This is a genomic window from Pseudomonas paraeruginosa PA7 (assembly GCF_000017205.1).
Lineage (GTDB): Bacteria > Pseudomonadota > Gammaproteobacteria > Pseudomonadales > Pseudomonadaceae > Pseudomonas > Pseudomonas paraeruginosa.
The window spans coordinates 5,917,768-5,942,316 of record NC_009656.1 but is presented as its reverse complement, the minus strand read 5'-3'; the positions used below and the strand labels follow the sequence as shown (position 1 = coordinate 5,942,316).

The 24,549-nt window shown below is 67.1% G+C and carries 16 protein-coding genes; 10 read left to right on the top strand and 6 right to left on the bottom strand.

Annotated features, from left to right (window positions below; all coding sequences use genetic code 11):
• Positions 1-28: 28 nt before the first annotated feature.
• Positions 29-1,771, bottom strand: a complete 1,743-nt coding sequence (locus PSPA7_RS27470; protein ID WP_012077703.1) for a potassium/proton antiporter — start codon at positions 1,769-1,771, stop codon at positions 29-31.
• A gap of 290 nt (positions 1,772-2,061) precedes the next feature.
• A complete protein-coding gene (locus tag PSPA7_RS27465) occupies positions 2,062-3,864 on the bottom strand; it encodes an acyl-CoA dehydrogenase (RefSeq protein ID WP_012077702.1) in 1,803 nt (600 codons plus the stop codon).
• A 279-nt stretch (positions 3,865-4,143) separates the two neighbouring features.
• On the opposite strand from PSPA7_RS27465, the gene PSPA7_RS27460 reads away from it, so the two are divergent.
• Positions 4,144-4,980 (top strand): 23S rRNA (adenine(2030)-N(6))-methyltransferase RlmJ, encoded by an 837-nt coding sequence (locus tag PSPA7_RS27460; protein WP_012077701.1) that lies wholly within the window; start codon positions 4,144-4,146, stop codon positions 4,978-4,980.
• 3 nt (positions 4,981-4,983) lie between these two features.
• Here the strand turns inward: PSPA7_RS27460 and msrA are convergent, their stop codons facing one another.
• The 4 genes from msrA to aceE all read right to left on the bottom strand — a co-directional run bounded on the left by msrA (position 4,984) and on the right by aceE (position 13,284).
• The gene (gene msrA, locus PSPA7_RS27455) at positions 4,984-5,631 is read right to left on the bottom strand and encodes a peptide-methionine (S)-S-oxide reductase MsrA (RefSeq protein WP_003156617.1); all 648 of its coding nucleotides are present in this window, start codon (positions 5,629-5,631) and stop codon (positions 4,984-4,986) included.
• A 90-nt stretch (positions 5,632-5,721) separates the two neighbouring features.
• Positions 5,722-8,421 (bottom strand): phosphodiesterase DipA, encoded by a 2,700-nt coding sequence (gene dipA, locus PSPA7_RS27450; RefSeq protein ID WP_003156619.1) that lies wholly within the window; start codon positions 8,419-8,421, stop codon positions 5,722-5,724.
• A gap of 426 nt (positions 8,422-8,847) precedes the next feature.
• A complete protein-coding gene (gene aceF / locus PSPA7_RS27445) occupies positions 8,848-10,491 on the bottom strand; it encodes a dihydrolipoyllysine-residue acetyltransferase (protein WP_012077699.1) in 1,644 nt (547 codons plus the stop codon).
• A 144-nt stretch (positions 10,492-10,635) separates the two neighbouring features.
• The gene (gene aceE / locus PSPA7_RS27440; RefSeq protein ID WP_033999948.1) at positions 10,636-13,284 is read right to left on the bottom strand and encodes a pyruvate dehydrogenase (acetyl-transferring), homodimeric type; all 2,649 of its coding nucleotides are present in this window, start codon (positions 13,282-13,284) and stop codon (positions 10,636-10,638) included.
• A gap of 281 nt (positions 13,285-13,565) precedes the next feature.
• On the opposite strand from aceE, the gene glnE reads away from it, so the two are divergent.
• The 9 genes from glnE to PSPA7_RS27395 are packed head-to-tail and all read left to right on the top strand — an operon-like array spanning position 13,566 to position 24,539.
• Complete coding sequence (gene glnE / locus PSPA7_RS27435) at positions 13,566-16,514, top strand: bifunctional [glutamate--ammonia ligase]-adenylyl-L-tyrosine phosphorylase/[glutamate--ammonia-ligase] adenylyltransferase (protein ID WP_012077696.1); 2,949 nt, start codon at positions 13,566-13,568, stop codon at positions 16,512-16,514.
• A 55-nt stretch (positions 16,515-16,569) separates the two neighbouring features.
• Positions 16,570-17,493, top strand: a complete 924-nt coding sequence (ilvE, locus tag PSPA7_RS27430) for a branched-chain-amino-acid transaminase (RefSeq protein ID WP_003156995.1) — start codon at positions 16,570-16,572, stop codon at positions 17,491-17,493.
• A 59-nt stretch (positions 17,494-17,552) separates the two neighbouring features.
• Positions 17,553-18,590 (top strand): lipopolysaccharide heptosyltransferase II, encoded by a 1,038-nt coding sequence (gene waaF / locus PSPA7_RS27425; RefSeq protein ID WP_012077695.1) that lies wholly within the window; start codon positions 17,553-17,555, stop codon positions 18,588-18,590.
• Entirely contained in the window at positions 18,587-19,654 is a 1,068-nt protein-coding gene (gene waaC, locus PSPA7_RS27420) for a lipopolysaccharide heptosyltransferase I (protein WP_012077694.1), read from the top strand. Before waaF ends, waaC begins: the two co-directional genes overlap by 4 nt.
• Complete coding sequence (locus PSPA7_RS27415) at positions 19,651-20,772, top strand: glycosyltransferase family 4 protein (protein ID WP_012077693.1); 1,122 nt, start codon at positions 19,651-19,653, stop codon at positions 20,770-20,772. The genes waaC and PSPA7_RS27415 overlap by 4 nt, the downstream gene beginning before the upstream one ends.
• Positions 20,769-21,575, top strand: coding sequence for a lipopolysaccharide core heptose(I) kinase RfaP (gene rfaP / locus PSPA7_RS27410; protein ID WP_012077692.1), 807 nt, complete (start codon positions 20,769-20,771; stop codon positions 21,573-21,575). The genes PSPA7_RS27415 and rfaP overlap by 4 nt, the downstream gene beginning before the upstream one ends.
• Positions 21,575-22,309 (top strand): lipopolysaccharide kinase InaA family protein, encoded by a 735-nt coding sequence (locus PSPA7_RS27405; RefSeq protein WP_003156990.1) that lies wholly within the window; start codon positions 21,575-21,577, stop codon positions 22,307-22,309. The genes rfaP and PSPA7_RS27405 overlap by 1 nt, the downstream gene beginning before the upstream one ends.
• Positions 22,306-23,064, top strand: coding sequence for a lipopolysaccharide kinase InaA family protein (locus PSPA7_RS27400; RefSeq protein ID WP_012077691.1), 759 nt, complete (start codon positions 22,306-22,308; stop codon positions 23,062-23,064). Before PSPA7_RS27405 ends, PSPA7_RS27400 begins: the two co-directional genes overlap by 4 nt.
• Complete coding sequence (locus PSPA7_RS27395; protein ID WP_012077690.1) at positions 23,061-24,539, top strand: lipopolysaccharide kinase InaA family protein; 1,479 nt, start codon at positions 23,061-23,063, stop codon at positions 24,537-24,539. Before PSPA7_RS27400 ends, PSPA7_RS27395 begins: the two co-directional genes overlap by 4 nt.
• Positions 24,540-24,549 lie beyond the last annotated feature (10 nt).

Sequence of the window (24,549 nt, the reverse complement as noted above, 5' to 3'; positions counted from 1 at the left end):
CGCCCCGAAGCGGGTATTCGACAGGAGATCAGAGGAAAAGTCCCGGGCCCGCGCGACCTTCCGGGAATTTCACACCGACCTTGCGGATGCGGTTGCCTTCCAGGGCGGCGACGGTCCAGGTCAGGCCGTTCCATTCCACCTGGTCGCCGATCACCGCCTCGCCGCCGATCTCGTGGGCGATGAAGCGGCCCAGCGGCTGTTCGCCGTCGACGCCGTCGAGCTTCAGGCCATAGAGGGATGCGACCGCCGACAGCTGGGCGTCGCCTTCCAGCACGAAGTCGCCGAAGAAACGCGCGCCGAGGCCGCGATCGGGGGCCTGGCTGAACAGCTTGCCGAGGGCCGGCAGGTCATGCTCGTGGCCGATCACGCAGAGAATGTCGTCGGCCTCGAGGATGGTGCTGCCCGACGGGTGGAGCAGCTGGGTGCCGCGGAACAGCGCGGCGATCCGGGTACCCTCGGGCATCTTCAGCTCGCGCAGGGCGGCGCCGATGCACCACTTTTCCTTGTTCAGGTGATAGACGAACAGTTCCCACTCGCTGGTCGGGTGGATCTCCAGGCCGGCCCGGGAAATCGGCGCCGGGTCCGGTGGCACCACCACCCGCAGCAGCTTCGCCGCCCAGGGCAGGCTGGTGCCCTGTACCAGCAGCGAGACCAGGACGATGAAGAAGGCCACGTTGAAGAACAGCTGGGCGTTCGGCAGGCCGGCCATCAGCGGGAACACCGCGAGGATGATCGGCACCGCGCCGCGCAGGCCGACCCAGGCGATGAAGGCTTTCTCGCGGTCGTGGAAGGCGCGGAACGGGATCAGCCCGATCAGCACCGACAGCGGCCGCGCCACCAGGATCATCCATAGCGCCAGGGCCAGCGCCGGCAGGGCGATCGGCCACAAGTCGTGGGGCGTGACCAGCAGGCCGAGGACCAGGAACATGCCGATCTGCGCCAGCCAGGCCATGCCGTCGAGCATGTGCAGGATGCCATGGCGACTGCGGATCGGCCGGTTGCCCAGCAGCAGGCCACACAGGTAGATGGCCAGGATGCCGCTGCCGCCGACGGCGTTGGCCAGGGCGAATACCAGCAGGCCGCCGCTGATCACCAGCAGCGGGTAGAGCCCGCCGGCCAGGTGCATGCGGTTGATCAGTTGCAGCAGCAGCCAGCCGCCGCCTAGACCGAGCAGCGCGCCGAGGCCGAACTGCTGCAGCAGGTGCAGGACGAAGCCCCAGCTGAGGCCGGTCTGGCCGCTGGCGAGCATTTCGATCAGGGTCACGGTGAGGAACACCGCCATCGGGTCGTTGCTCCCCGACTCGATCTCCAGGGTTGCCGTGACCCGTTCGTTGAGGCCCTTGCCGCCGAGCAGGGAAAACACCGCCGCGGCGTCGGTGGAGCCGACGATGGCGCCGATCAGCAGGCCTTCCATCCAGTGCAGGTCGAACAGCCAGGCGGCGGCGATGCCGGTCAGGCCGGTGGTGACCAGCACGCCCAGGGTCGCCAGCGACAGCGCCGGCCACAGCGCCACGCGGAAGCTGGAGACGCGGGTGCGCAGGCCGCCGTCGAGGAGGATCACGGCGAGCGCCAGGTTGCCCACCAGGTAGGCCATCGGATAGTTGTCGAAGACGATGCCGCCGACCCCGTCGTTGCCGGCGATCATGCCGACGGCGAGGAAGATCACCAGGATCGGGATGCCCAGGCGGGAGGACAGCGAGCTGACCAGGATGCTCATGCCGACCAGCACCGCCCCGATCAGGAAGAAATTGTTGACGGTGACGGCGTCCAAGGTCGGCCTCCTCGCGGCGAGACAGGGGGAAGGCGACGCTACGGGTCGGTTTTACGTAGGGGAATTACGTAGACAGGATGCAGGCCGCATGCCAAGTGATTCTAACCTGCGAATTTGGCGGGCTGCAAAGAGGTGCCGGCGGTTTTTTCAAAGGAATTCCGCGGCTTCGGCGTTGTCGTGGCGGCTCGCTCGTGTTTCGCCGCCGGACCCTTCCCGATGGCGGGCGCTGGAAAGCGCGGCGCGCATAAAAAAGCCCCGGACGTGACCGGGGCGGGAAAGGGCAGGCAGGCTCAGAACCAGTCTTCCTGCATGCTCGAACAGACATCGTCGCGGGCTTCCAGCAGCGCCAGTTCGTGGTGGCAGCCGGGCACTTCCCAGGTCAGGAAGTAGCGCGCGGCCTGCAATTTGCCGCGGTAGAAACCGGTGTCGGCGGAGTCGCCGCGGGCCAGCCCTTCCTCGGCGCGGATCGCCTGCTCCAGCCAGCGCCAGCCGATCACCGCATGGCCGAACACCTTCAGGTACAGCGCCGAGTTGGCCAGGCCCTGGTTGACCTGGCCCTGCATCAGGTCGCCGAGCAGCGCCAGGGTCACCTCGGACAGCCGCGCCACCAGCCGTTCCAGCGGCTGGCGCAGGGCGGCCAGGGACGGATGGGCTTCGGCGCGCCGGCAGGCGTCCTGGATCAGGCGCGTCAGCTGGCGCAGGCCGGCGCCGTTGTTCTGCCCGACCTTCCGCCCCAGCAGGTCGAGCGACTGGATGCCGTGGGTGCCTTCGTGGATCGGGTTCAGGCGGTTGTCGCGGTAGTACTGTTCCACCGGGTATTCGCGGGTGTAGCCGTGGCCGCCGAGGATCTGGATCGCCAGCTCGTTGGCTTTCAGGCAGAACTCCGAGGGCCAGGACTTGACGATCGGCGTCAACAGGTCGAGCAGTTCGTGGGCCTGGCGGCGCTGTTCGTCGTCCTCCAGGGTCTGGCTGTCGTCGAACAGGCGCGCGGCGTACAGGCCCAGGTCGAAGGCGCCTTCGACGTAGGTCTTCTGGGCCAGCAGCATGCGTCGCACGTCGGCATGGCGGATGATCGGAACCTGTGGCGCGGATGGATCCTTGCCGTCCGGCAGGCGACCCTGCGGGCGTTCGCGGGCGTATTCGAGGGAGTAGAGGTAGCCGGCGTAGCCGAGCATCACCGCGCCCATGCCGACGCCGATGCGCGCCTCGTTCATCATCTGGAACATGTAGGCCAGGCCCTGGTGCGGCTTGCCCACCAGGTAGCCGACGCAGGCGCCGTTGTCGCCGAAGTTCAGCGCGGTGGAGGTGGTGCCGCGATAGCCCATCTTGTGGAACAGGCCGGCGAGGATCACATCGTTGCGCGGTCCGAGGCTGCCGTCGGCGTTGACCAGGAACTTCGGCACGATGAACAGCGAGATGCCTTTCACCCCGGGCGGAGCGTCCGGCAGCTTGGCCAGGACCATGTGTACGATGTTCTCGGACAGCGGGTGGTCGCCGCCGGAGATGAAGATCTTGTTGCCCCTGATCCGATAGCTGCCGTCGGCGGCCGCTTCGGCGCGGGTGCGGATGTCGGAGAGGGAGGAGCCGGCGTGCGGTTCGGTGAGGGCCATGGTGCCGAAGAAGCGGCCCTCGATCATCGGTTGCAGGAAGCGCTGCTTCTGCTCCTCGCTGCCGAAGCTCTCGATCAGGTTGGCGGCGCCCATGGTCAGGAACGGATAGGCCGAGCTACCGACGTTGGCCGCCTGGAAGTGGGCGAAGCAGGCCTGCGACAGCAGGGTCGGCAACTGCATGCCGCCTTGCTCGAAGCTGCGGGTGGCGTTGAGGAAGCCGGCGTCGAGGAAGGCATCCACCGCCGGCTTCACTTCCGGAATCAGCGTGGCTGAGCCATTCTCATAGAGCGGCTCGTGTTCGTCGCCCTTGCGGTTGTGCGGGGCGAACAGCTTTTCCGCCAGGCTCCGCGCGGTGCCGAGCGCGGCGTCGAAGGTTTCGCGGCTATGTTCGGCGAAGCGCGGGCGCTGGGTCAGGGCTTCGGCATCGAGGACTTCATACAGCTCGAACGCCAGGTTGCGGGAACTGAGCAGGGTTTCGGACATGGCGACCTCGGCGAAGGGAATCGTGGGCGGCTGCGCGGACCATCGGCGCCGCGCGGCGCGAATATGCCGGGGCAGTCTAGGCTGGTGAATGAAGGTCGCCAACCAACATCGATATGCGTGATACAGGCGCCAAACCTGCGACGGCGCGGCCGCTGCCGAAGCCTTGGCGAGGCTGGTAGAATCCGCGCCCCGCCTGCCGGCGGGGGCCTGCGCCGACGCGTTGTCGGCGCGTATCCGCCGGAGATCGCCGGCAATGGCGGCGCCCAAGGAGCAGTCATCATGAACTACCGTCACGCCTACCACGCCGGCAACCATGCCGATGTCTTCAAGCACCTGGTGCTGGCGCGGATCTTCGCCCTGCTCGGGCGCAAGGACACGCCGTACGCCTACCTGGACAGCCACTCCGGGGTCGGTCTCTACGACCTGCAGGGTGACGAGGCCAGCCGCACCGGCGAGTGGCAGCAGGGCATCGCCCGCCTGTGGGAGCGCGAAGGCCTGCCCGAGCAGCTGGATGATTACCTGGACGTGGTCCGCCATCTGAATCCGGACGGTTCCCTGCGCTACTACCCGGGCTCGCCGGAACTGGCGCGGCGCCTGACCCGCGCCCAGGACCGCGTGCTGCTCAACGAACTGCATCCCGAGGACGGCCGCCTGCTCAAGGCCAACATGGCCGGTGAGCGGCGGGTCGCCGTGCACCAGGGCGACGGCTGGCTGCTGCCGCGGGCGTTCCTGCCGGCGCCGGAGAAGCGCGCGGTGCTGCTGATCGACCCGCCCTTCGAACAGGCCGACGAACTGCAGCGTTGTGTCGCCGCGCTCGACGAGGCGATCGGGCGGATGCGCCAGACGGTGGTGGTGATCTGGTATCCGATCAAGGACGAGCGCCAGCTCAAGCGTTTCTACCAGGCCCTGGAACGCAGCGCAGCGCCGAAGCTGCTGCGTGCCGAGCTGCACGTGCATCCGATCGACGCCGCCGAGCGCTTCAATGGCTCCGGGCTGGCCATCGTCAATCCGCCGTGGCCGCTGGAGGACGAACTGCGCGACCTGCTGCCCTGGCTGGCCGAGGCCATGGCGCAGAGCCAGGGTGGCTGGCGTCTCGACTGGCTGGTGGCCGAATAGCCGTCAGGCCGGCAGGCACACTCCGGTGCCGCCCAGGCCGCAGTAGCCGTTGGGGTTCTTCGCCAGGTACTGCTGGTGGTAGGCCTCGGCGTAATAGAACGGCGGCACGTCGGCGATCTCGGTGGTGATGCGGTCGTAGCCGGCCTTCGCCAGTTCGGCCTGGAAGCTTTCCCGGCTGGCCATGGCCGCGGCCTTCTGGGCGGCGTCGAAGGTGTAGATCACCGAGCGGTACTGGGTGCCGATGTCGCCGCCCTGGCGCATGCCCTGGGTCGGGTCGTGGGCTTCCCAGAACACCTTCAGCAGTTGTTCGAAGCTGGTCTCCTGCGGGTTGTAGACCACCAGCACGACCTCGCTGTGGCCGGTCAGGCCGGAGCAGACCTCGTCGTAGGTCGGGTTCGGCGTGTAGCCGCCGGCATAGCCCACCGCGGTCACCCAGACCCCCGGCTGCTGCCACAGGCGGCGCTCGGCACCCCAGAAGCAGCCCATGCCGAACAGCACCTGCTGCATCCCGGCGGGGAACGGCGCGGTCAGCGGGCGGCCGTTGACGAAGTGCGCCTCGGGCAGCGGCATGGCGCTTTCACGGCCCGGCAGGGCCTGCTCCGGGGTGGGCAGTTCGCTTTTCTTGGTGAGGATTTCAGAACGCAGAACCATGGCTCTCGTCTCCTGCTCGGGGGTAGGCGAATGACTCGCGGATGAGGAGAGAGTACAGCCTTTCCGCGACAGCGGGGGAGGCTTCGGCGATCAGTGCAGGGTACGGCAGGGATAGCGCAGCAGGCTGGTGTTGAGCAGGTCGCTGGGGATCGGCCGGTCGAACAGGTAGCCCTGGCCGATGTCGCAGCGGTTGCGCCGGAGGAAGGCCAGTTGCTCGGCGCTCTCGACTCCCTCGGCGACCACCTTGAGCTTGAGGTTGTGAGCCATGGCGATCACCGCCGAGGTGATTTCCATGTCGTCCTGGCTGTCGGGGATGTCCTTGATGAAGCTGCGGTCGATCTTGATCACGTCGATGGGGAATTTCTTCAGGTAGCTCAGCGACGAGTAGCCGGTGCCGAAGTCGTCCATCGCCAGGGTCAGGCCCAGGCTCTTCAGGCGCTCGAGTTGCTGGCGGGTATCGTCGGTGGCGTCCAGCAGCAGGCTTTCGGTGAGCTCCAGCTCCAGTTGGCTGGCCGGGATGTTCTCTTCGTGGAGGATCGCCGCGATCGAGCCGACCAGGTCCGGGTCGGTGAACTGCTTGGGCGACAGGTTGATGGCGATCTGCAGCTCGCCCAGCCCGGCCTCGGCCAGCTCGCGGGCCTGGCGGCAGGCTTCGCGGATCACCCACTTGCCGATCGGCACGATCAGCCCGGTTTCCTCGGCCACGCTGATGAAGCGGTCCGGGCGGATCATGCCTTTTTCCGGATGCTGCCAGCGCAGCAGGGCTTCCAGGCCGAGCAACTGGCCGCTGCGCAGGCACAGCTTGGGCTGGTAGTGCACCGCCAGTTCGTTCTGCGTCAGGGCGCGGCGCAGGTTGCTCTCGACGAACAGCTTGTAGCTGGCCTCGGCGGTCAGCGCCTCGGTGAACACCTGGACCTGGTGCTTGCCGTTGGCCTTGGCCTTGTGCAGCGCGAGGCCGGCGTACTTCATCAGGGTCTGCGGGTCGCAGCCGTGCTGCGGGGCGCTGGCCAGGCCGATGGAGCCGGTGATGTTGATCAGCTGGTTGTCGACGAACAGCGGCTTGTCGAGCATGTGCAGGACCTGCGCGGCGATGCTTTCGCCCTTTTCCACCGCGGTGTCGTCGAGCAGCACGGCGAATTCGTTGCTGGCGAAGCGCGCCAGGGTGGCGCCGTCGCCGAGGCAGCTGCGCAGGCGTCGGGCCAGGCTGACCAGCAGCTTGTCGCCGGTCTGGTGGCCGAGGCTGTCGTTGATCCGCTTGAAATTGTCGATGTCCACCAGCAGCAGGCTGAGCGGACGGTCGCCACTGCTTTCCAGGCGCTCCTCGAGGGCGCCGATGAAGTAGTGCCGGTTGGCCAGGCCGGTGAGGTTGTCGCGGTAGGCGAGTTTCTCGATGTGCTGCTGGGCCAGCTTGTTCTGCGTGATGTCTTCGTAGATGCCGATGTAGTGGGTCAGCTCGCCGAGGTCGTCGTAGACCTTCGACAGCGACAGCTGGCCCCAGTACGGCTCGTGGTTCTTGCGTCGGCTGCGGAACTCGCCCTGCCAGCTGTTCTGCTGGGTCAGCGCCGAGCGCGCGTCGAACAGCAGTTCGCTGAGGTTCTCCAGCGCCGGCAGCTCGGACAGGCGGCGATTGCGTACTTCGTCGGCGCTGTACTGGGTGATCGAGGTGAAGCTGGGGTTGACGTATTCCACCACGCCGTCGCGGTCGATCAGCAGGAAGGCGCTGGCGCTCTGTTCCACCGCGCGCTGGAACAGGTGCAGGGCGCTGGAGACATTGCGCCGCTCGTGGTTCATCAGGACCTGCGCGTACTGGTCGGCGAGCTCGCCGGCGAAAGCGATCTCGTCGCTCTGCCACATGCGGTTCTCGCCGGCATGTTCCAGGCAGAGTACGCCGACCACTTCGCCGCCGATGCGGATGGTGGCGTCGAGCAGGGCGTTGATCCCCAGCGGCTTCAGGTAGTCCTTGTAGAGTTCCTGGGTGCGCGGATCGCGCTGCGCGTTATGGGCGTCGATGGCGCGTCCGCCGTTGACCGCCTCGAGGTAGGCGGGATAGCGGCTGGCGTCGATGCCCTGGGGCTTCTCGTACTGGTCGAGGTCGCGGCGGTAGACGGTCACCGCTTCCAGGCGCTGGTCGTCGTGCAACCGCCAGATGCCGGCCCGCGCCGTACCGTAGGCTTCGCAGGCGGCCTGGGTGATCAGTTGCGCGGCTTCCAGCAGCGGGTCGCTGGACAGGTAGCGGTGGCGGGCCAGGCGGACGATCAGGTTCTGCTGGGTGCGCGAGCGCAACAGGTGCTGCAGGTGGTCGTCCTGGGAACGCTGGTAGAGATCCAGGGAGGCCTTCAGGCGCAGGTTCTGCGACTCCAGGTCGAGCAGGTCGTCGCTGTGCTCGGCGAGCGCCGGTCGTTCGTCGACCATCAGGTAGCCGTGCAGCAACTGGCGGCCGTGCTGCTTGAACGGTTCGCCGAATTCCAGCACGTGCAGCACGCCGTTGGGCGTGTGCAGCTTGTAGCCCACCTGGTAGTAGGGGCGTTGCACCAGTTGCTGCTGGATCCGCTCGTGCAGGTGGTGGCGGGCCTGGGGCTCCATCAGGCTGGCGTAGGGCGCATCGAGCAGGGCGCAGAGCGTGGTCGCCGGCAGGCCGAGCTGGCGCTCGCAGGCGGGATCGAGGAACAGCAGGGCCCAGCTCGGCTCGTTCAGCCGCTCGAAACGCAGCAGCCCGAGCCGCGATGGCACGGGGAGCTGCGTGACAACCTCGGCCGCCGAACGGCTGGCGGCATCGGGATGACTTTTCATGCGAGGCTGATTCCAGGTACTGAGCGAGGGGGAGGCCTCGACCCGTTTCGATGGGGTGCTGGCAAAGGGTGCATGATGCCGATTGGTCTGACAAGTAACTCTGTATCGGCCCGGCAGGCCCCAAGTTAAGCGTTCGCCGGAAAAAACCGCCGGACGGTCGGAGGATTGCCGGGTTCCCGGAAAAGCCTTGTTTTTCGTAGGGTTGGCGCTGGGCGCGGAATCTTTCGTCGCCTGCCTGCCGCTCGCCGTGCCTGGCGCGGGACGCCTGGTGGCGGGGCGGGCTTGCGCCTGGATGGCGAGAGGGAGGCGGGGATCGCGCCGAGGCCCGGGTGGACAAAAAAAAGCCCCACCATCCGGTGGGGCCGAGAGACGAGCGTGGCTTGCTCGCGAGAGGGGCTGGCCGCTCCCTCGGGAGCGGCGCAGGTATTACAGGAGCAGGGTGCGGATGTCCGCCAGCAGCTCGCCCAGGCGCTTGGTGAAGCGCGCCGCGGCGGCGCCGTTGATCACCCGGTGATCGTAGGACAGCGACAGCGGCAGCATCAGGCGCGGCTGGAAGGCCTTGCCGTCCCACACCGGCTGCATGGTCGCCTTGGACACACCGAGGATCGCCACTTCCGGCGCGTTGACGATCGGCGTGAAGCCGGTGCCGCCAATATGGCCGAGGCTGGAAATGGTGAAGCAGGCGCCCTGCATGGCATCGGCGGAGAGCTTCTTGTTGCGGGCCTTGTCGGCCAGCTCGGCGGCCTCGGCGGCCAACTGCAGGAGGCTCTTCCGGTCGACGTCGCGGATCACCGGGACCAGCAGGCCGTCCGGGGTGTCCACGGCGAAGCCGATGTGCACGTATTTCTTGCGGATCAGCGCCTTGCCGCTGGGGGCCAGCGAACTGTTGAAGTCCGGCAGTTCCCTGAGCAGGTGGGCACAGGCCTTGAGCAGGATCGGCAGCACGGTCAGCTTGACCCCGGCCTTCTCCGCCGCGGCTTTCTGGGCGACGCGGAAGGCTTCCATGTCGGTGATGTCCGACTGGTCGAACTGGGTCACGTGCGGCACGTTCAGCCAACTGCGGTGCAGGTTGGCGGCGCCGACCTGCATCAGGCGGGTCATCGCCACTTCTTCCACTTCGCCGAACTTGCTGAAGTCGACTTCCGGGATCGGCGGGATGCCGGCACCGCCGGTGGCTCCCGCGCCGCCGGACTTGGCGCGCTGCAGCTGCTCCTTGACGAAGACCTGGACGTCTTCCTTGAGGATGCGGCCTTTCGGACCGCTGGCCTTCACTTCGCTCAGCTCGACGCCGAACTCGCGGGCCAGCATGCGCACGGCCGGGCCGGCATGCACCTTGGCGCCGTCGCGGCTGGGCGCGCCGACCGGGGCCGCGGCATCGGCCTTGGCCGGCGCGGGGGCCGCCGTGGCGGGCTTCTGCTCGGCGGCGGGTGCCGCGGCCTGGGCCGGAGCGGCCGCCGGCTTCTCTTCGGCTGCCGGAGCGGCGCCTTCGACCTTGAGCTTGAGGATCAGGTCGCCGGTACCGACTTCGTCACCGACCTTGATCGTCACGCTTTCCACCACACCGGGGGCCGGCGAGGGGATTTCCATGCTGGCCTTGTCGGACTCCAGGGTGATCAGCGACTGGTCGGCCTCGACCGTGTCGCCGGCCTTGACCATCACCTCGATGACGTTGGCCTTGCCGGCCGAGCCGATGTCCGGGACGTTGATGTCCTGGACGCTGGCCGCGGCGGGGGCGGCCGGCTTGCTTTCGCTCGGGGCGGGAGCAGGTGCTTCGGCTTTCGGCGCTTCCGGTTGGGCGGGCGCTGCCTCGGCCTTGGCTTCGGCAGGCTGTTCGCCGCCTTCCACTTCCAGCTCGAGGATCTCGTCACCTTCCTTCAAGGTGTCGCCGACCTTCGCCTTGATGCTTTTCACTACCCCGGCCTTGGGACTGGGGATTTCCATGCTGGCCTTGTCGGATTCCAGGGTCAGCAGGCTCTGGTCGGCCTCGACCTTGTCGCCGGGCTTGACCAGCAGCTCGATGACTTCACCCTCACCGTTGCCGATGTCGGGTACGCGAATGAGTTCGCTCACATTCCTCTCCTTTTACGTGCCACCACCGCTGTGCGGCGCGCAAAACAAAGACTTTTGGTCCTTGGTTCGTTGTGAGCCGGCGCTGCCCGTTGGCGGCGCCGGCGTGCTCGAAACCCCTCGCTGCCGAGGGGAGTATGGAGCGAATTAGCAATCCAGCGGGTTGCGCTTCTCCGGATCGATACCGTACTTGGCGATGGCCTCGGCCACCACTTTCGGCTCGATGTCGCCGCGATCGGCCAGCGCCTCGAGCGCGGCCAGCACCACCCAGTGACGATCCACCTCGAAGAAGTTGCGCAGCTTCTTGCGGCTGTCGCTGCGGCCGAAGCCGTCGGTGCCGAGCACCTTGTACTCCTTGGAGGGAACCCACTGGCGGATCTGCTCGGCGTAGAGCTTCATGTAGTCGGTGGAGGCGATCACCGGGCCGCGACGGCCGCCCAGGCACTCCTCGACGTAGCTCTGCTTCGGCTTCTGGCCCGGGTGCAGGCGGTTCCAGCGCTCGACGGCGAGGCCGTCGCGACGCAGCTCGTTGAAGCTCGGCACGCTCCAGACGTCGGCGCCGATGCCGAAGTCGTTGCGCAGCAGCTTGGCCGCTTCCTCGACTTCGCGCAGGATGGTGCCGGAGCCCAGCAGTTGCACGTGGTGAGCGGCTTCCTTCTTGTCCTCCTCGAGGAGGTACATGCCCTTGATGATGCCTTCCTCGGCGCCCTTGGGCATGGCCGGCTGGACATAGTTCTCGTTCATCACGGTGATGTAGTAGAAGATGTCCTGCTGCTCTTCGATCATCTGCCGCGAACCTTCGCGGATGATCACCGCCAGTTCGTAGGCGTAGGTCGGATCGTAGGTGCGGCAGTTCGGGATGGTCGAGGCCAGCAGGTGGCTGTGGCCGTCCTCGTGCTGCAGGCCTTCGCCGTTCAGCGTGGTGCGCCCGGCGGTGCCGCCGACCAGGAAGCCGTGCGCGCGGCTGTCGCCGGCGGCCCAGGCCAGGTCGCCGATGCGCTGGAAGCCGAACATCGAATAGAAGATGTAGAACGGCAGCATCGGCTGGTTGTGGGTGCTGTAGGAGGTCCCGGCGGCGATCCAGCTGGACATGGCGCCGGCCTCGTTGATGCCTTCCTCGAGGATCTGGCCTTTCTTGTCCTCGCGATAGAACATCACCTGGTCCTTGTCCACCGGCTCGTAGAGCTGGCCGACCGAGGAGTAGATACCGAGCTGGCGGAACATGCCTTCCATGCCGAAGGTACGGGCCTCGTCCGGCACGATCGGGACGATGCGCGGGCCGAGTTCCTTGTCCTTGACCAGTTGCGAGATGATCCGCACGAAGGCCATGGTGGTGGAGATCTCGCGATCGCCGGAGCCATCGAGCATGGCCTTCAGGGTCTCCAGCGGCGGAACCGGCACGCTCATGCTCTTCTGCCGGCGCACCGGCATGAAGCCGCCCAGCGCGGCGCGGCGCTCGGCCAGGTACTTGGCTTCGGCGCTGCCTTCTTCAGGCTTGTAGAACGGCAGGTTCTCCAGGTCGGCATCCTTGACCGGGATGTCGAACTTGTCGCGGAACGCGCGCAGGCTGTCGACGTCGACCTTCTTCACGTTGTGCGCGATGTTCTTCGCTTCGCCGCTGCCGGTGCCGTAGCCCTTGATGGTCTTGGCCAGGATGACGGTCGGCTGGCCCTTGTGGTTGACCGCCTGGTGGTAGGCCGCATAGACCTTGTAGGGGTCGTGGCCGCCGCGGTTGAGCTTCCAGATTTCCTCGTCGGAAAGGTCCTTGACCATTTCCAGCAGTTCCGGACGCGCGCCGAAGAAGTGCTCGCGCACGTAGGCGCCATCTTTCGCCTTGTAGTTCTGATATTCGCCGTCGATGACCTCGTCCATGCGCTGCTGCAGCAGGCCGGCGGTGTCCTTGGCGAACAGCGGGTCCCAGAAACGGCCCCAGATGACCTTGTTGACGTTCCACTCGGCGCCGCGGAACACGCCTTCCAGCTCCTGGATGATCTTGCCGTTGCCGCGTACCGGGCCGTCGAGGCGCTGCAGGTTGCAGTTGATGACGAAGATCAGGTTGTCCAGTTTCTCGCGGCCAGCCAGGGAGATCGCGCCGAGGGATTCCGGCTCATCGCACTCGCCGTCACCCATGAAGCACCAGACCTTCTGCTTGCCGGCGGGGATGAAGCCACGGCTTTCCAGGTACTTCATGAAGCGTGCCTGGTAGATCGCCTGGATCGGGCCAAGGCCCATGGACACGGTGGGGAACTGCCAGAAGTCCGGCATCAGCCAGGGGTGCGGGTAGGAGGAGAGGCCGTTGCCGTCCACTTCCTGGCGGAAGTTCTCCAGTTGTTCCTCGCTGATACGGCCTTCGAGGAAGGCGCGGGCGTAGACGCCGGGGGAGGCGTGGCCCTGGAAGAACACCAGGTCGCCGCCGTGTTCGTCGGTGGGGGCCTGGAAGAAATAGTTGAAGCCGATGTCGTAGAGGGTCGCCGAGGAGGCGAAGGTGGAGATGTGGCCGCCCAGGTCCGGGTCGTGCTTGTTCGCCCGCATCACCATCGCCAGGGCGTTCCAGCGTACCAGGGAGCGGATCCGGCGTTCCATGAACAGGTCGCCGGGCATGCGTGCTTCGTGGGTTACCGGAATGGTGTTGCGGTAGGGCGTGGTGATCGCGTAGGGCAGCTGGGTGCCGCTACGGCTGGCCAGCTCGCCCATGCGGGTCATCAGGTAATGAGCGCGGTCTTCACCTTCGCGGTCGAGTACGGACTCCAGGGCGTCCAGCCATTCCTGGGTTTCGACGGGATCGAGGTCTTGCATGGCTTGCTCCAGGGCGGAAAGGCTTCCAGAATCGGATGCCATAGGTGAGCGGCCGGCCTCGTGGGCGACCGCAGCTAATTCTTGGATGTTCTCCGGGGGTGTACCCGGCGACTTGTAGTTTTACTACAGATCAGTCTGAGAAACAGCCCTCTGGATACAATTTTTAGTAGTAAAACTACATTTCGATTGTCGCTGTCAGGCTATAAGGCCCGCTGTAGAGCCTTTCCGACGTTGTGCGTCGAGCCTGTGGTCTTCGGTCGGAAGCCCAAACAGGATAGACCATGAGCCTGCCTTCGCCGGTGAATCTGCCGGCCACCCTGCTGCCCGCCGCCGAACGCGCCGGGAATGCCCTTCGTAACGCCGTCGCCACCCTCGATGAAGCCGCTCCGGCCCGTCTCGACGCCTGGCCCGCGCAGCGCCTGGAGGACTATCGGCGAGTGGCCGCGGCCAGTGATTTCGTCGCCGAGCAGACGGTGCGCGACCCGGCGATGCTGCTGGAGCTGGCCGAGCGCGGCGAGCTGGAGAACCCGCTGGCGCCCGGCGAACTGCGCGGCCAGTTGCAGGCGCGGCTGGAGGATTGCGCCGACGAGGACGAGCTCGGTCGTCGCCTGCGGCGTTTCCGCACCCGCCAGCAGGTGCGCATCATCTGGCGCGACCTGACCCGCCGCGCGGCGCTGGCGGAAACCTGTCGCGACCTGTCGGCCCTGGCCGACGCCTGCATCGACCTGGCCTGCGAGTGGCTCCATCGGCGCCAGTGCGAGCAGTTCGGCACGCCGATCGGCCGGCGCTCCGGCGAGGCGCAGCGGATGGTGATCCTCGGCATGGGCAAGCTGGGCGCGGTAGAGCTCAACCTGTCGTCGGACATCGACCTGATCTTCGGGTACCCGGAGGGCGGCGAGACCGAGGGGGCGAAGCGTTCGCTGGACAACCAGGAGTTCTTCACCCGCCTGGGGCAGAAGCTGATCAAGGCGCTGGACGCGATCACCGTCGACGGCTTCGTCTTCCGCGTCGACATGCGCCTGCGCCCCTACGGCTCCAGCGGGCCGCTGGTCTACAGCTTCGCCGCGCTGGAACAGTACTACCAGGACCAGGGGCGCGACTGGGAACGCTACGCGATGATCAAGGCGCGGGTGGTCGGCGGCGACCGGCAGGCCGGCGAGCAACTGCTCGGCATGCTGCGGCCGTTCGTCTACCGGCGCTACCTGGACTTTTCCGCCATCGAGGCGCTGCGCACCATGAAGCAGCTGATCCAGCAGGAGGTGCGGCGCAAGGGCATGTCGGAAAACATAAAGCTGGGCGAGGGCGGCATCCGCGAAGTGGAATTCATCGCCCAGGCCTTCCAGCTGATCCATGGCGGACGCGACCTGAGCCTGCAACAGCGGCCGCTGCTGAAAGTGCTGGCGACCCTGGAGGGGCAGGGCTACCTGCCGCCGGCGGTGGTCGAGGAACTGCGCGGCGGCTACGAGTTCCTGCGCTACGCCGAGCATGCCATCCAGGCACTGGCCGACCGCCAGACGCAGATGCTGCCCAGCGACGAATACGACCGCATCCGCGTCGCCTTCATCATGGGTTTCGCCAGCTGGGCCGCATTCCACGAGCGCCTGAGCCACTGGCGGGAGCGCATCGACTGGCATTTCCGCCAGGTGATCGCCGACCCGGACGAGGACGAGAGCGGCGAGGCCGACTGCGGTGGCGTCGGGGCCGAGTGGATTCCGCTATGGCAAGAGGCGCTGGACGAGGAGGCGGCCGGTCGGCAACTGGCCGACGCCGGATTCGTCGATGCCGCGGCGGCCTGGAAGCGCCTGAGCGACCTCCGTCATGGTCCGCAGGTGCGGGCCATGCAGCGTCTCGGCCGGGAGCGCCTGGATGCCTTCGTTCCGCGCCTGCTGGCGATGACCGTGGAAAATCCCCAGCCGGACCTGGTGCTGGAACGGGTTCTGCCGCTGGTGGAGGCGGTGGCGCGGCGTTCCGCCTACCTGGTGCTGCTGACCGAGAATCCCGGCGCGCTGGAGCGTCTGCTGACGCTGTGCGCGGCCAGTCCGATGGTCGCCGAGCAGATCGCGCGGTTCCCGATCCTGCTCGACGAGCTGCTCAACGAGGGGCGCCTGTTCCGTCCTCCGCAGGCCGCCGAGCTGGCCGCCGAGCTGCGCGAACGGCTGATGCGGATTCCCGAGGACGACCTCGAGCAGCAGATGGAGACCCTCCGCCACTTCAAGCTGGCCCACGGCCTGCGGGTGGCGGCCTCGGAGATCGCCGGCACGCTGCCGTTGATGAAGGTCAGCGACTACCTGACCTGGCTGGCCGAGGCGATCCTCGTCGAGGTCCTCGAGCTGGCCTGGCGGCAACTGGTGCAGCGCCACGGCCGGCCGCTGCGCGCCGACGGCACGCCGTGCGATCCGGATTTCGTCATCGTCGGCTACGGCAAGGTCGGCGGGCTGGAGTTCGGCCACGGCTCGGACCTCGACCTGGTGTTCATCCATGATGGCGACCCCCAGTGCGAGACCGATGGCGCCAGGTCCATCGATGGCGCGCAATTCTTCACCCGCTTGGGGCAGAAGATCATTCACTTCCTCACCGCGCAGACCCCGTCCGGTACTCTCTACGAGGTCGACATGCGCCTGCGTCCGAGCGGCGCGGCCGGCCTGCTGGTGAGTTCGCTGGGAGCGTTCCAGCGTTACCAGGAGCAGGAAGCCTGGACCTGGGAGCACCAGGCGCTGGTCCGCGCCCGCGTGCTGGCCGGCTGCCGGCGCGTGCAGGCGGCCTTCGAGACGGTGCGCGCCGAGGTGCTGGCGCGGCCGCGCGATCTCGACGCGTTGCGTACCGAAGTCAGCGAGATGCGCGCCAAGATGCGCGACAACCTGGGCACCCGCGCGACCGCCGCCGGCACTGCCTCGAATGCCTTCGAGGCCTCGGCAGCCTTCGATCTCAAGCACGACGCCGGTGGTATCGTCGATATCGAATTTATGGTGCAATATGCGGTTCTAGCTTGGTCCGGAGAACACCCGGCGCTGCTCGAATTCACCGACAACATCCGCATTCTGGAAGGACTGGAACGGGCTGGCCTGATCGCCAGCGAGGACGTCCGTCTCCTGCAGGAGGCCTACAAGGCCTATCGCGCAGCCGCACACCGCCTGGCACTGCAGAAGGAGGCCGGGGTCGTGAGCGGCGAGCACTTCCAGACGGAGCGGCGAGAAGTGATCAGGATCTGGCGCGGGCTGCGGCTCGGCTGATCCGCTCAGGCACGTAACGCAAGTACGTAACGAATATCTGAAGGAGCTGGCAACTATGTCGATGGCCGATCGTGATGGCGTGATCTGGTATGACGGTGAACTGGTGCAGTGGCGCGACGCGACCACGCACGTGCTGACCCATACCCTGCACTATGGAATGGGTGTGTTCGAGGGCGTGCGTGCCTACGACACCCCGCAGGGCACGGCGATCTTCCGCCTGCAGGCGCACACCGACCGGCTGTTCGATTCGGCGCACATCATGAACATGCAGATCCCGTACAGCCGCGACGAGATCAACGAGGCGACCCGCGCCGCCGTGCGCGAGAACGACCTGGAAAGCGCCTACATCCGCCCGATGGTGTTCTACGGAAGCGAAGGCATGGGCCTGCGCGCCAGCGGCCTGAAGGTCCATGTGATCATCGCCGCCTGGAGTTGGGGCGCCTACATGGGCGAGGAAGCCCTGCAGCAAGGCATCAAGGTGCGCACCAGTTCCTTCACCCGCCACCACGTCAACATCTCGATGACCCGCGCCAAGTCCAACGGCGCCTACATCAACTCGATGCTGGCCCTGCAGGAAGCGATCTCCGGCGGCGCCGACGAGGCCATGATGCTCGATCCGGAAGGCTACGTGGCCGAAGGCTCCGGCGAGAACATCTTCATCATCAAGGACGGCGTGATCTACACCCCGGAAGTCACTGCCTGCCTGAACGGCATCACTCGTAACACTATCCTGACCCTGGCCGCCGAGCACGGCTTTAAACTGGTCGAGAAGCGCATCACCCGCGACGAGGTCTACATCGCCGACGAGGCCTTCTTCACCGGCACCGCCGCGGAAGTCACGCCGATCCGCGAGGTGGACGGTCGCAAGATCGGCGCCGGCCGCCGTGGCCCGGTCACCGAGAAGCTGCAGAAAGCCTATTTCGACCTGGTCAGCGGCAAGACCGAGGCCCACGCCGAGTGGCGTACCCTGGTCAAGTAAGCACCGAAGAAGGGTGTGACAGGGAGGCGAAAGCCTCCCTGATCATTTCCGGAGCCTGAATGAGAATTCTGATCGTAGGTCCCTCCTGGGTGGGGGACATGGTGATGGCGCAGACCCTGTTCCAGTGTCTGCGCCAGCGGCATCCCGAGTGCCTGATCGACGTGCTGGCGCCCGAGTGGAGCCGGCCGATCCTCGAGCGCATGCCCGAGGTGCGCCAGGCCCTGAGCTTCCCGCTCGGCCACGGCGTGATGGACGTCGCCACCCGGCGCCGGATCGGGCGCGGCCTGCGCGGTCAGTACGAGCAGGCGATCCTGCTGCCCAACTCGCTGAAGTCGGCGCTGGTGCCCTGGTTCGCCGGGATACCGAAGCGCACCGGCTGGCGCGGCGAGATGCGCTACGGGCTGCTCAATGACATCCGCAAGCTCGACAAGCAGCGCTACCCGCTGATGATCGAACGCTTCATGGCGCTGGCCTTCGAGCCTGGCGTCGAGTTACCGAAACCCTATCCGCGGCCGCGCCTGCGGATCGATGACGGCAGTCGCCAGGCGGCGCTCGACAAGTTCGCCCTGAGCCTGGATCGCCCGGTGCTGGCGCTGTGTCCCGGTGCCGAGTTCGGCGAGGCCAAGCGCTGGCCGGCGGAACACTACGCCGCGGTCGCCGAGGCGAAGATCCGTGCCGGCTGGCAGGTCTGGCTGTTCGGCTCGAAGAACGACCATCCCGGTGGCGAGGAGATTCGCCAGCGCCTGATCCCGGGATTGCGCGAGGAGTCCTTCAATCTTGCCGGGGAGACTTCGCTGGCCGAGGCCATCGACCTGATGTCCTGCGCCGGCGCGGTGGTGTCCAACGATTCCGGCCTGATGCACGTGGCGGCCGCCCTGGACCGCCCGCTGGTGGGCGTCTACGGCTCCACCTCGCCGCAGTTCACCCCGCCGCTGGCGGACCGGGTGGAGATCGTCCGCCTCGGTCTCGAGTGCAGCCCCTGCTTCGAGCGCACCTGTCGCTTCGGCCACTACAATTGCCTCCGCGAACTGCCGGCTAGCCTGGTATTGCAAGCCCTGGACCGGCTGGTCGGCGATCCGGCAGAGGTCGCCGGATGAGGGTGCTGCTGGTCAAGACTTCGTCCCTCGGCGACGTGATCCATACCCTGCCGGCGCTTACCGACGCCGCCCGGGCGCTTCCCGGCATCCAGTTCGACTGGGTGGTGGAGGAAGGCTTCGCCGAGATTCCCGCCTGGCATCCGGCGGTGGCGCGGGTGATCCCGGTGGCCATCCGGCGTTGGCGCAAGAACCTCTGGCAGACCCTGCGCAACGGCGAATGGCGGCGCTTCAAGCAGCGTCTTGAGGAAGTCGACTACGATCTGGTGATCGATGCCCAGGGCCTGCTGAAAAGTGCCTGGCTGACCCGCTACGCGGGCAGGGCCCCGGTCGCCGGCCTCGATCGCGATTCGGCGCGCGAACCGCTGGCCAGCCGCTTCTATCGGCGTGTCTACCCGGTGGCCTGGGGGCAGCACGCGGTGGAGCGTACCCGCCAGTTGTTCGCCCAGGCGCTGGATTATCCCCTGCCCGATTCGGTCGGCGACTACGGCCTGGATCGCGAGCAACTGGCCGACGCCGATGCCGGCGCGCCCTATCTGGTGTTCCTGCATGGCACCACCTGGGCCACCAAGCACTGGCCGGAAGCCTACTGGCGCGAACTGGCCGAGCGCATGTGCGAGCGCGGCTGGTCGGTGCGCCTGCCCTGGGGCAGCGCCGCCGAGCGGGAGCGGGCTGAACGGCTGGCCGCAGGGTTGGAAAATGCCGCGGTGCTCCCCAGATTATCGTTGGCCGGCATGGCCAAGGTGCTTGCCGGCGCGCGTGCCTGCGTGGCGGTGGATACCGGGCTCGGCCACCTGGCGGCGGCGCTGGACGTGCCGACGTTGTCGCTGTTCGGCCCGACCAACCCGGGTTTCACCGGTGCCTACGGGCGTTCCCAGGTCCACCTGGGTAGCGACTTCCCTTGCGCGCCGTGCCTGAAGAAGACCTGTACCTACCAGCCCACCGAAGAGGACCGCAAACTGTTCGACCTCAAGCGTGAACAGCCGCTGTGCTTCACCCGGCTGAATCCCCAGCGCGTGGCCACCCAGCTGGAAGCCATGCTGCTGGCCCCGGAGATGCTCCGATGACCCTGGCATTCATACTCTACAAATACTTCCCGTTCGGCGGCCTGCAGCGCGACTTCATGCGCATCGCCCTGGAATGCCAGCGGCGCGGGCACGACATTCGCGTCTATACCCTGATCTGGGAAGGCGACGTGCCGGACGGCTTCGAGGTGCTGGTGGTGCCCGTCCGCTCGCTCTTCAACCATCGGCGCAACGAGAAGTTCACCGCCTGGGTCGCCGCCGACCTGGCGAAGCGCCCGGTGCAGCGGGTGGTCGGCTTCAACAAGATGCCCGGGCTCGACGTCTACTACGCCGCCGACGCCTGCTTCGAGGAGAAGGCCCAGACCCTGCGCAACCCGCTGTATCGCCAGTGGGGCCGCTACCGTCATTTCGCCGGCTACGAGCAGGCGGTGTTCGACCCGGCCTCGAAGACCGAGATCCTGATGATCTCCGAGGTGCAGCAGCCGCTTTTCGTCAAGCACTACGGCACCCAGGCCGAGCGTTTCCATCTGTTGCCGCCGGGAATCAGCCAGGATCGCCGGGCGCCGGCCAACGCGGCGGAGGTGCGCGCGGAATTCCGTCGCGAGTTCGGCCTGGAGGACGACGACCTGTTGCTGGTGCAGATCGGTTCCGGTTTCAAGACCAAGGGCCTGGATCGCAGCCTCAAGGCCCTCGCCGCGCTGCCCAAGGCGCTGCGCAAACGCACCCGGCTGATCGCCATCGGTCAGGACGACCCCAAGCCGTTCCTGTTGCAGATCGCCGCCCTCGGTCTCAACGACCAGGTGCAGATCCTCAAGGGCCGCAGCGACATCCCGCGTTTCCTGCTCGGCGCCGACCTGTTGATCCACCCGGCCTACAACGAGAACACCGGCACCGTACTGCTGGAGGCCCTGGTTTCCGGCCTGCCGGTGCTGGTGACCGACGTCTGCGGCTATGCCCATTACATCGCCGAGGCCGACGCCGGGCGGGTGGTGCCGGGGCCGTTCGAACAGGATGTGCTCAACCGCACGCTCGCGGAAATGCTCGAGGACGCCCCGGCGCGCGCCGCCTGGGCGCGCAACGGTCTGGCCTATGCCGATAGCGCCGATCTCTACAGCATGCCGCAGCGCGCCGCCGACCTGATCCTCGGGGAGGCCCCATGAGACTGGTGCTGCAGGAGCCCTTCAAGGGCCTGTGGGCCGGGCGCGATCCGTTCGAGGCGGTGGAGGCCTTGCAGGGCAAGGTCTACCGCGAGCTGGAGGGACGCCGCACCCTGCGTACCGAGGTCGACGGACGTGGCTACTTCGTCAAGATCCATCGCGGCATCGGCTGGGGCGAGATCGCCAAGAACCTGCTCACCGCCAAGCTCCCCGTGCTCGGCGCGCGCCAGGAGTGGCAGGCGATCCAGCGCCTGCACCGGGCCGGCGTGGCGACCATGACCGCGGTCGCCTACGGTGAGCGCGGCGGCGATCCAGCGCGGCAGCATTCCTTCATCGTCACCGAGGAACTGGCGCCGACCACCGACCTCGAGATCTTCACCCAGGACTGGCGCGAACGACCGCCGGCGCCGCGGCTCAAGCGCGCGCTGGTGGAGGCGGTGGCACGGATGGTCGGGGACATGCATCGCGCCGGGGTGAACCATCGCGATTGCTACATCTGTCATTTCCTGTTGCACACCGACAAGCCGGTGACGGCCGACGATTTCCGCCTCTCGGTGATCGACCTGCACCGCGCCCAGACCCGCGACGCCACGCCGAAACGCTGGCGCAACAAGGATCTGGCGGCATTGTATTTCTCCGCGCTGGATATCGGACTGACGCGTCGCGACAAGCTACGCTTCCTGCGCACCTACTTCCGCCGGCCGCTGCGCGAGATACTGCGCGACGAAGCCGGCCTGCTGGCCTGGTTGGAACGCAAGGCGGAAAAACTCTACGAACGCAAGCAGCGTTACGGAGACCTGCTCTGATGGCGGGGTGGACCCTCGAACCCGATTACCGGCACCTGGCCGCCGATTTCGGCAGCCTCGACAGCGTTTTCGCCCTGGAGGGCGAGCGCCTGACCCGCGACCCGTTGTCCGAAGTCATCCGCATCGAGCGCGATGGCGTGCGCTACTACGTCAAGCGCTACCGCAGCGCCGGCAAGGGCCTGCGTCGCTACCTGGCGCGGCCGCGGATCAAGGCCGAGTGGCAGAACCTCAGGCGTTTCGAGAAATGGGGCATCCCGACGGCCGAAGTGGTCGCCTGGGGGCTCGAGCGCAAGGCCGGGGCCTTTCAGCGCGGGGCGATGATCACCCGCGAGCTGCCGGGCACCGAGGACCTGTCGGTGCTGGCCTGCAACCAGGACCCGCGGCTGAAGGACCCGCGCTGGGTGGACGGCGTCAGCCGGCAGATCGCCAGGGCGACCCGCCTGATGCACGACCAGCACTTCACCCACAACGACCTGAAGTGGCGCAACCTGCTGGTGGATGGGCAGCCCCTGGTGTACTTCATCGATTGTCCGAATGGCGCGTTCTGGTGGGGGTTCATGCTGCGCTACCGGATCACCAAGGACCTGGCCTGCCTGGACAAGGTGGCCAAGTACCACCTGTCGCGCACCCAGCGCCTGCGCTTCTACCTGCAATATCGCCGTCGCCGGCACCTGAACGAATCCGACAAGAAACGCATTCGCCAGGTAGTGGCTTTCTTCGAGGGGCGCGAATGAGCGTTTTCATTGCCGCGCAGGATCACGACCTGCTCCAGCGCAACCGTCTGGACAGCTTCGACGCCCTGTGGGCCTTGCAGCTGGACGCCGTGGACGAACCGAACACCGAGCGGGGCGGCTGGAGCAGCGTCTATCGGCTTGAGCTGGGTGACTGCGCCTATTACCTGAAGCGCCAGAGCAACCACCTGACCCGCAGCCTGCGCCATCCGTTGGGTGAGCCGACCTTCGCCCGCGAGTTCCGCAACATCGAGCGCTACCGTGCGCTGCGCATTCCGGCGCTGCAGGCGGCATTCTTCGCCCAGCAGGCGGTCGGCGGCGAACGCCAGGCGATCCTCCTGACCCGCGCCCTGGATGGCTGGCAGGACCTGGACACCTGGCTGGCGTCCTGGCACGACCTGGCCGAAGAGCGACGCCGGGCGATCCTCCGGGCGGTTGGCAGGCTGGCGCGCCAGCTGCACGCCGCCGGACAGATGCATGGTTGCTTCTATCCCAAGCATGTATTCCTCCGCGAGGGGGCCGATGGTGTCTTCGAGGCCTGCCTGATCGACCTGGAGAAGACCCGCCCGATCTGGTTCGGCCGCCGCGACCAGGTCAAGGACCTGGAGCCGATGCTGCGCCGTGCCCCGGACTGGAGCGAAGCGGACGTGCACGAATTCATCTCCGCCTATGTCGACGAACCCCTCGACTCGGCCGAGGTCGAGCAGTGGTATCGCCTTCTCGACCAGCGCCGTCGGCGCAAGGAGTCGCGCCGATGAGACTGGCCGAACTGCAAGCCGCCGGGCGCCACCCGCAACTGCCATTGCGGGTGACCCTGGCGGATGGCGCTGGCGCTGCCGAACTGCGCCTGGACAGTCTGCTGCGGGTGCTGCCCGGGCAGCGCTACGTCGGTGCCGGCGAATGGCGTGGGCGCAAGGTGCTGGCCAAGCTGCTGGTGGGCGGCAAGGCCGCACGGCATTTCCAGCGCGAACTGGAAGGGGCGCGTCTGCTCGCGGCCCAGGGGCTGACCACCCCGGCGCTGCTGGCCGACGGGCTGCAGCAGAGCGAGGGCGGCTGGCTGCTGTTCGACTACCTCGACGCGGCGCAGAGCCTCGGTGACGCCTGGCGTGCGGTGGAGGCCCAGGCGCCGCTGGGCGATGCCCAGCAAGCGGTGCTCGGCGAAGCCCTGGCAGCCATTGGCGAGCTGCATGCAAAGGGCCTCTGGCAGGACGACCTGCACCTGGACAACCTGTTGCGCCACGCCGGCCGCCTGTACCTCATCGATGGCGGCGGCGTGCGCGCCGAGACGCCCGGGCAGCCGCTGTCGCGCCAGAAGGTGCTGGAGAACCTCGGGGTGTTCTTCGCCCAGTTGCCGGCGATGCTCGATCCGTACCTGGAGGAACTGCTGGTGCACTACCTGCTGGCCAACGGCGAACACGCGCTGCCGCTGGAAGCCTTGCAGAAGGAAATCGCCAGGGTACGCCGCTGGCGGCTACGCGACCTGCTGAAGAAGGTCGGTCGCGACTGCAGCCTGTTCAGCGTCGCGCGCGGTCCGTTCCGCCTGTTCGCCGCCCGCCGCGCGGAAGCCGAGGCGCTGGCGCCGCTGCTGGAAGACGCCGACCGGCTGATCGCCAGCGGCCACGTCTACAAGGACGGTGGCGCGGCGACTGTCGCCCGGGTCGAGGCAAATGGCCGCACCCTGGTCATCAAGCGTTACAACATCAAGGGCCTCGGCCATTGGCTGAAGCGTTTCTGGCGGCCCAGCCGGGCCTGGGCGTCCTGGCGCGAAGGCAATCGCCTGGAGTTCCTCGGCATCGCCACCGCGCGGCCGCTGGCGATGCTCGAACGGCGCTGGTGCTGGCTGCGCGGGCGCGCCTACCTGATTACCGATTATCTTGGCGGTCAGGATATAATTGCTCGTTTTAAGCCTTTCCTGGATATGCCCGAGGGCGCAGGTTCGCCTCCGGAGGCCGAGCTGGCGGCGCTGGATCGGCTGTTTTCGACGCTGATCCGTGAGCGCATCAGCCATGGCGACCTGAAGGGGCACAATCTGTTCTGGCAGGCCCGGGAGGATGGCGGCGAATGGGCGCTGATCGACCTGGACGCGATGCAGAAGCACCGCAGCCAGGCGGGTTTCGCCCGGGCGTACGCCCGCGATCGCGCGCGCTTCCTGCGCAACTGGCCACAGGACAGCGGCCTCCACCGGCTGCTGGAGCAACGGATTCCCCGTCCCGGCGACGACGTCGGGACGTGACGCAACAAGC

Bases quoted from the DNA above. Each gene is read 5' to 3' on its own strand.
- PSPA7_RS27465 (WP_012077702.1), bottom strand. From the start codon at position 3,864: ATGTCCGAAACCCTGCTCAGTTCCCGCAACCTGGCGTTCGAGCTGTAT.
- PSPA7_RS27460 (WP_012077701.1), top strand. From the start codon at position 4,144: ATGAACTACCGTCACGCCTACCACGCCGGCAACCATGCCGATGTCTTC.
- msrA (WP_003156617.1), bottom strand. From the start codon at position 5,631: ATGGTTCTGCGTTCTGAAATCCTCACCAAGAAAAGCGAACTGCCCACC.
- dipA (WP_003156619.1), bottom strand. From the start codon at position 8,421: ATGAAAAGTCATCCCGATGCCGCCAGCCGTTCGGCGGCCGAGGTTGTC.
- aceE (WP_033999948.1), bottom strand. From the start codon at position 13,284: ATGCAAGACCTCGATCCCGTCGAAACCCAGGAATGGCTGGACGCCCTG.
- glnE (WP_012077696.1), top strand. From the start codon at position 13,566: ATGAGCCTGCCTTCGCCGGTGAATCTGCCGGCCACCCTGCTGCCCGCC.
- ilvE (WP_003156995.1), top strand. From the start codon at position 16,570: ATGTCGATGGCCGATCGTGATGGCGTGATCTGGTATGACGGTGAACTG.
- waaF (WP_012077695.1), top strand. From the start codon at position 17,553: ATGAGAATTCTGATCGTAGGTCCCTCCTGGGTGGGGGACATGGTGATG.
- waaC (WP_012077694.1), top strand. From the start codon at position 18,587: ATGAGGGTGCTGCTGGTCAAGACTTCGTCCCTCGGCGACGTGATCCAT.
- PSPA7_RS27415 (WP_012077693.1), top strand. From the start codon at position 19,651: ATGACCCTGGCATTCATACTCTACAAATACTTCCCGTTCGGCGGCCTG.
- rfaP (WP_012077692.1), top strand. From the start codon at position 20,769: ATGAGACTGGTGCTGCAGGAGCCCTTCAAGGGCCTGTGGGCCGGGCGC.
- PSPA7_RS27405 (WP_003156990.1), top strand. From the start codon at position 21,575: ATGGCGGGGTGGACCCTCGAACCCGATTACCGGCACCTGGCCGCCGAT.
- PSPA7_RS27400 (WP_012077691.1), top strand. From the start codon at position 22,306: ATGAGCGTTTTCATTGCCGCGCAGGATCACGACCTGCTCCAGCGCAAC.
- PSPA7_RS27395 (WP_012077690.1), top strand. From the start codon at position 23,061: ATGAGACTGGCCGAACTGCAAGCCGCCGGGCGCCACCCGCAACTGCCA.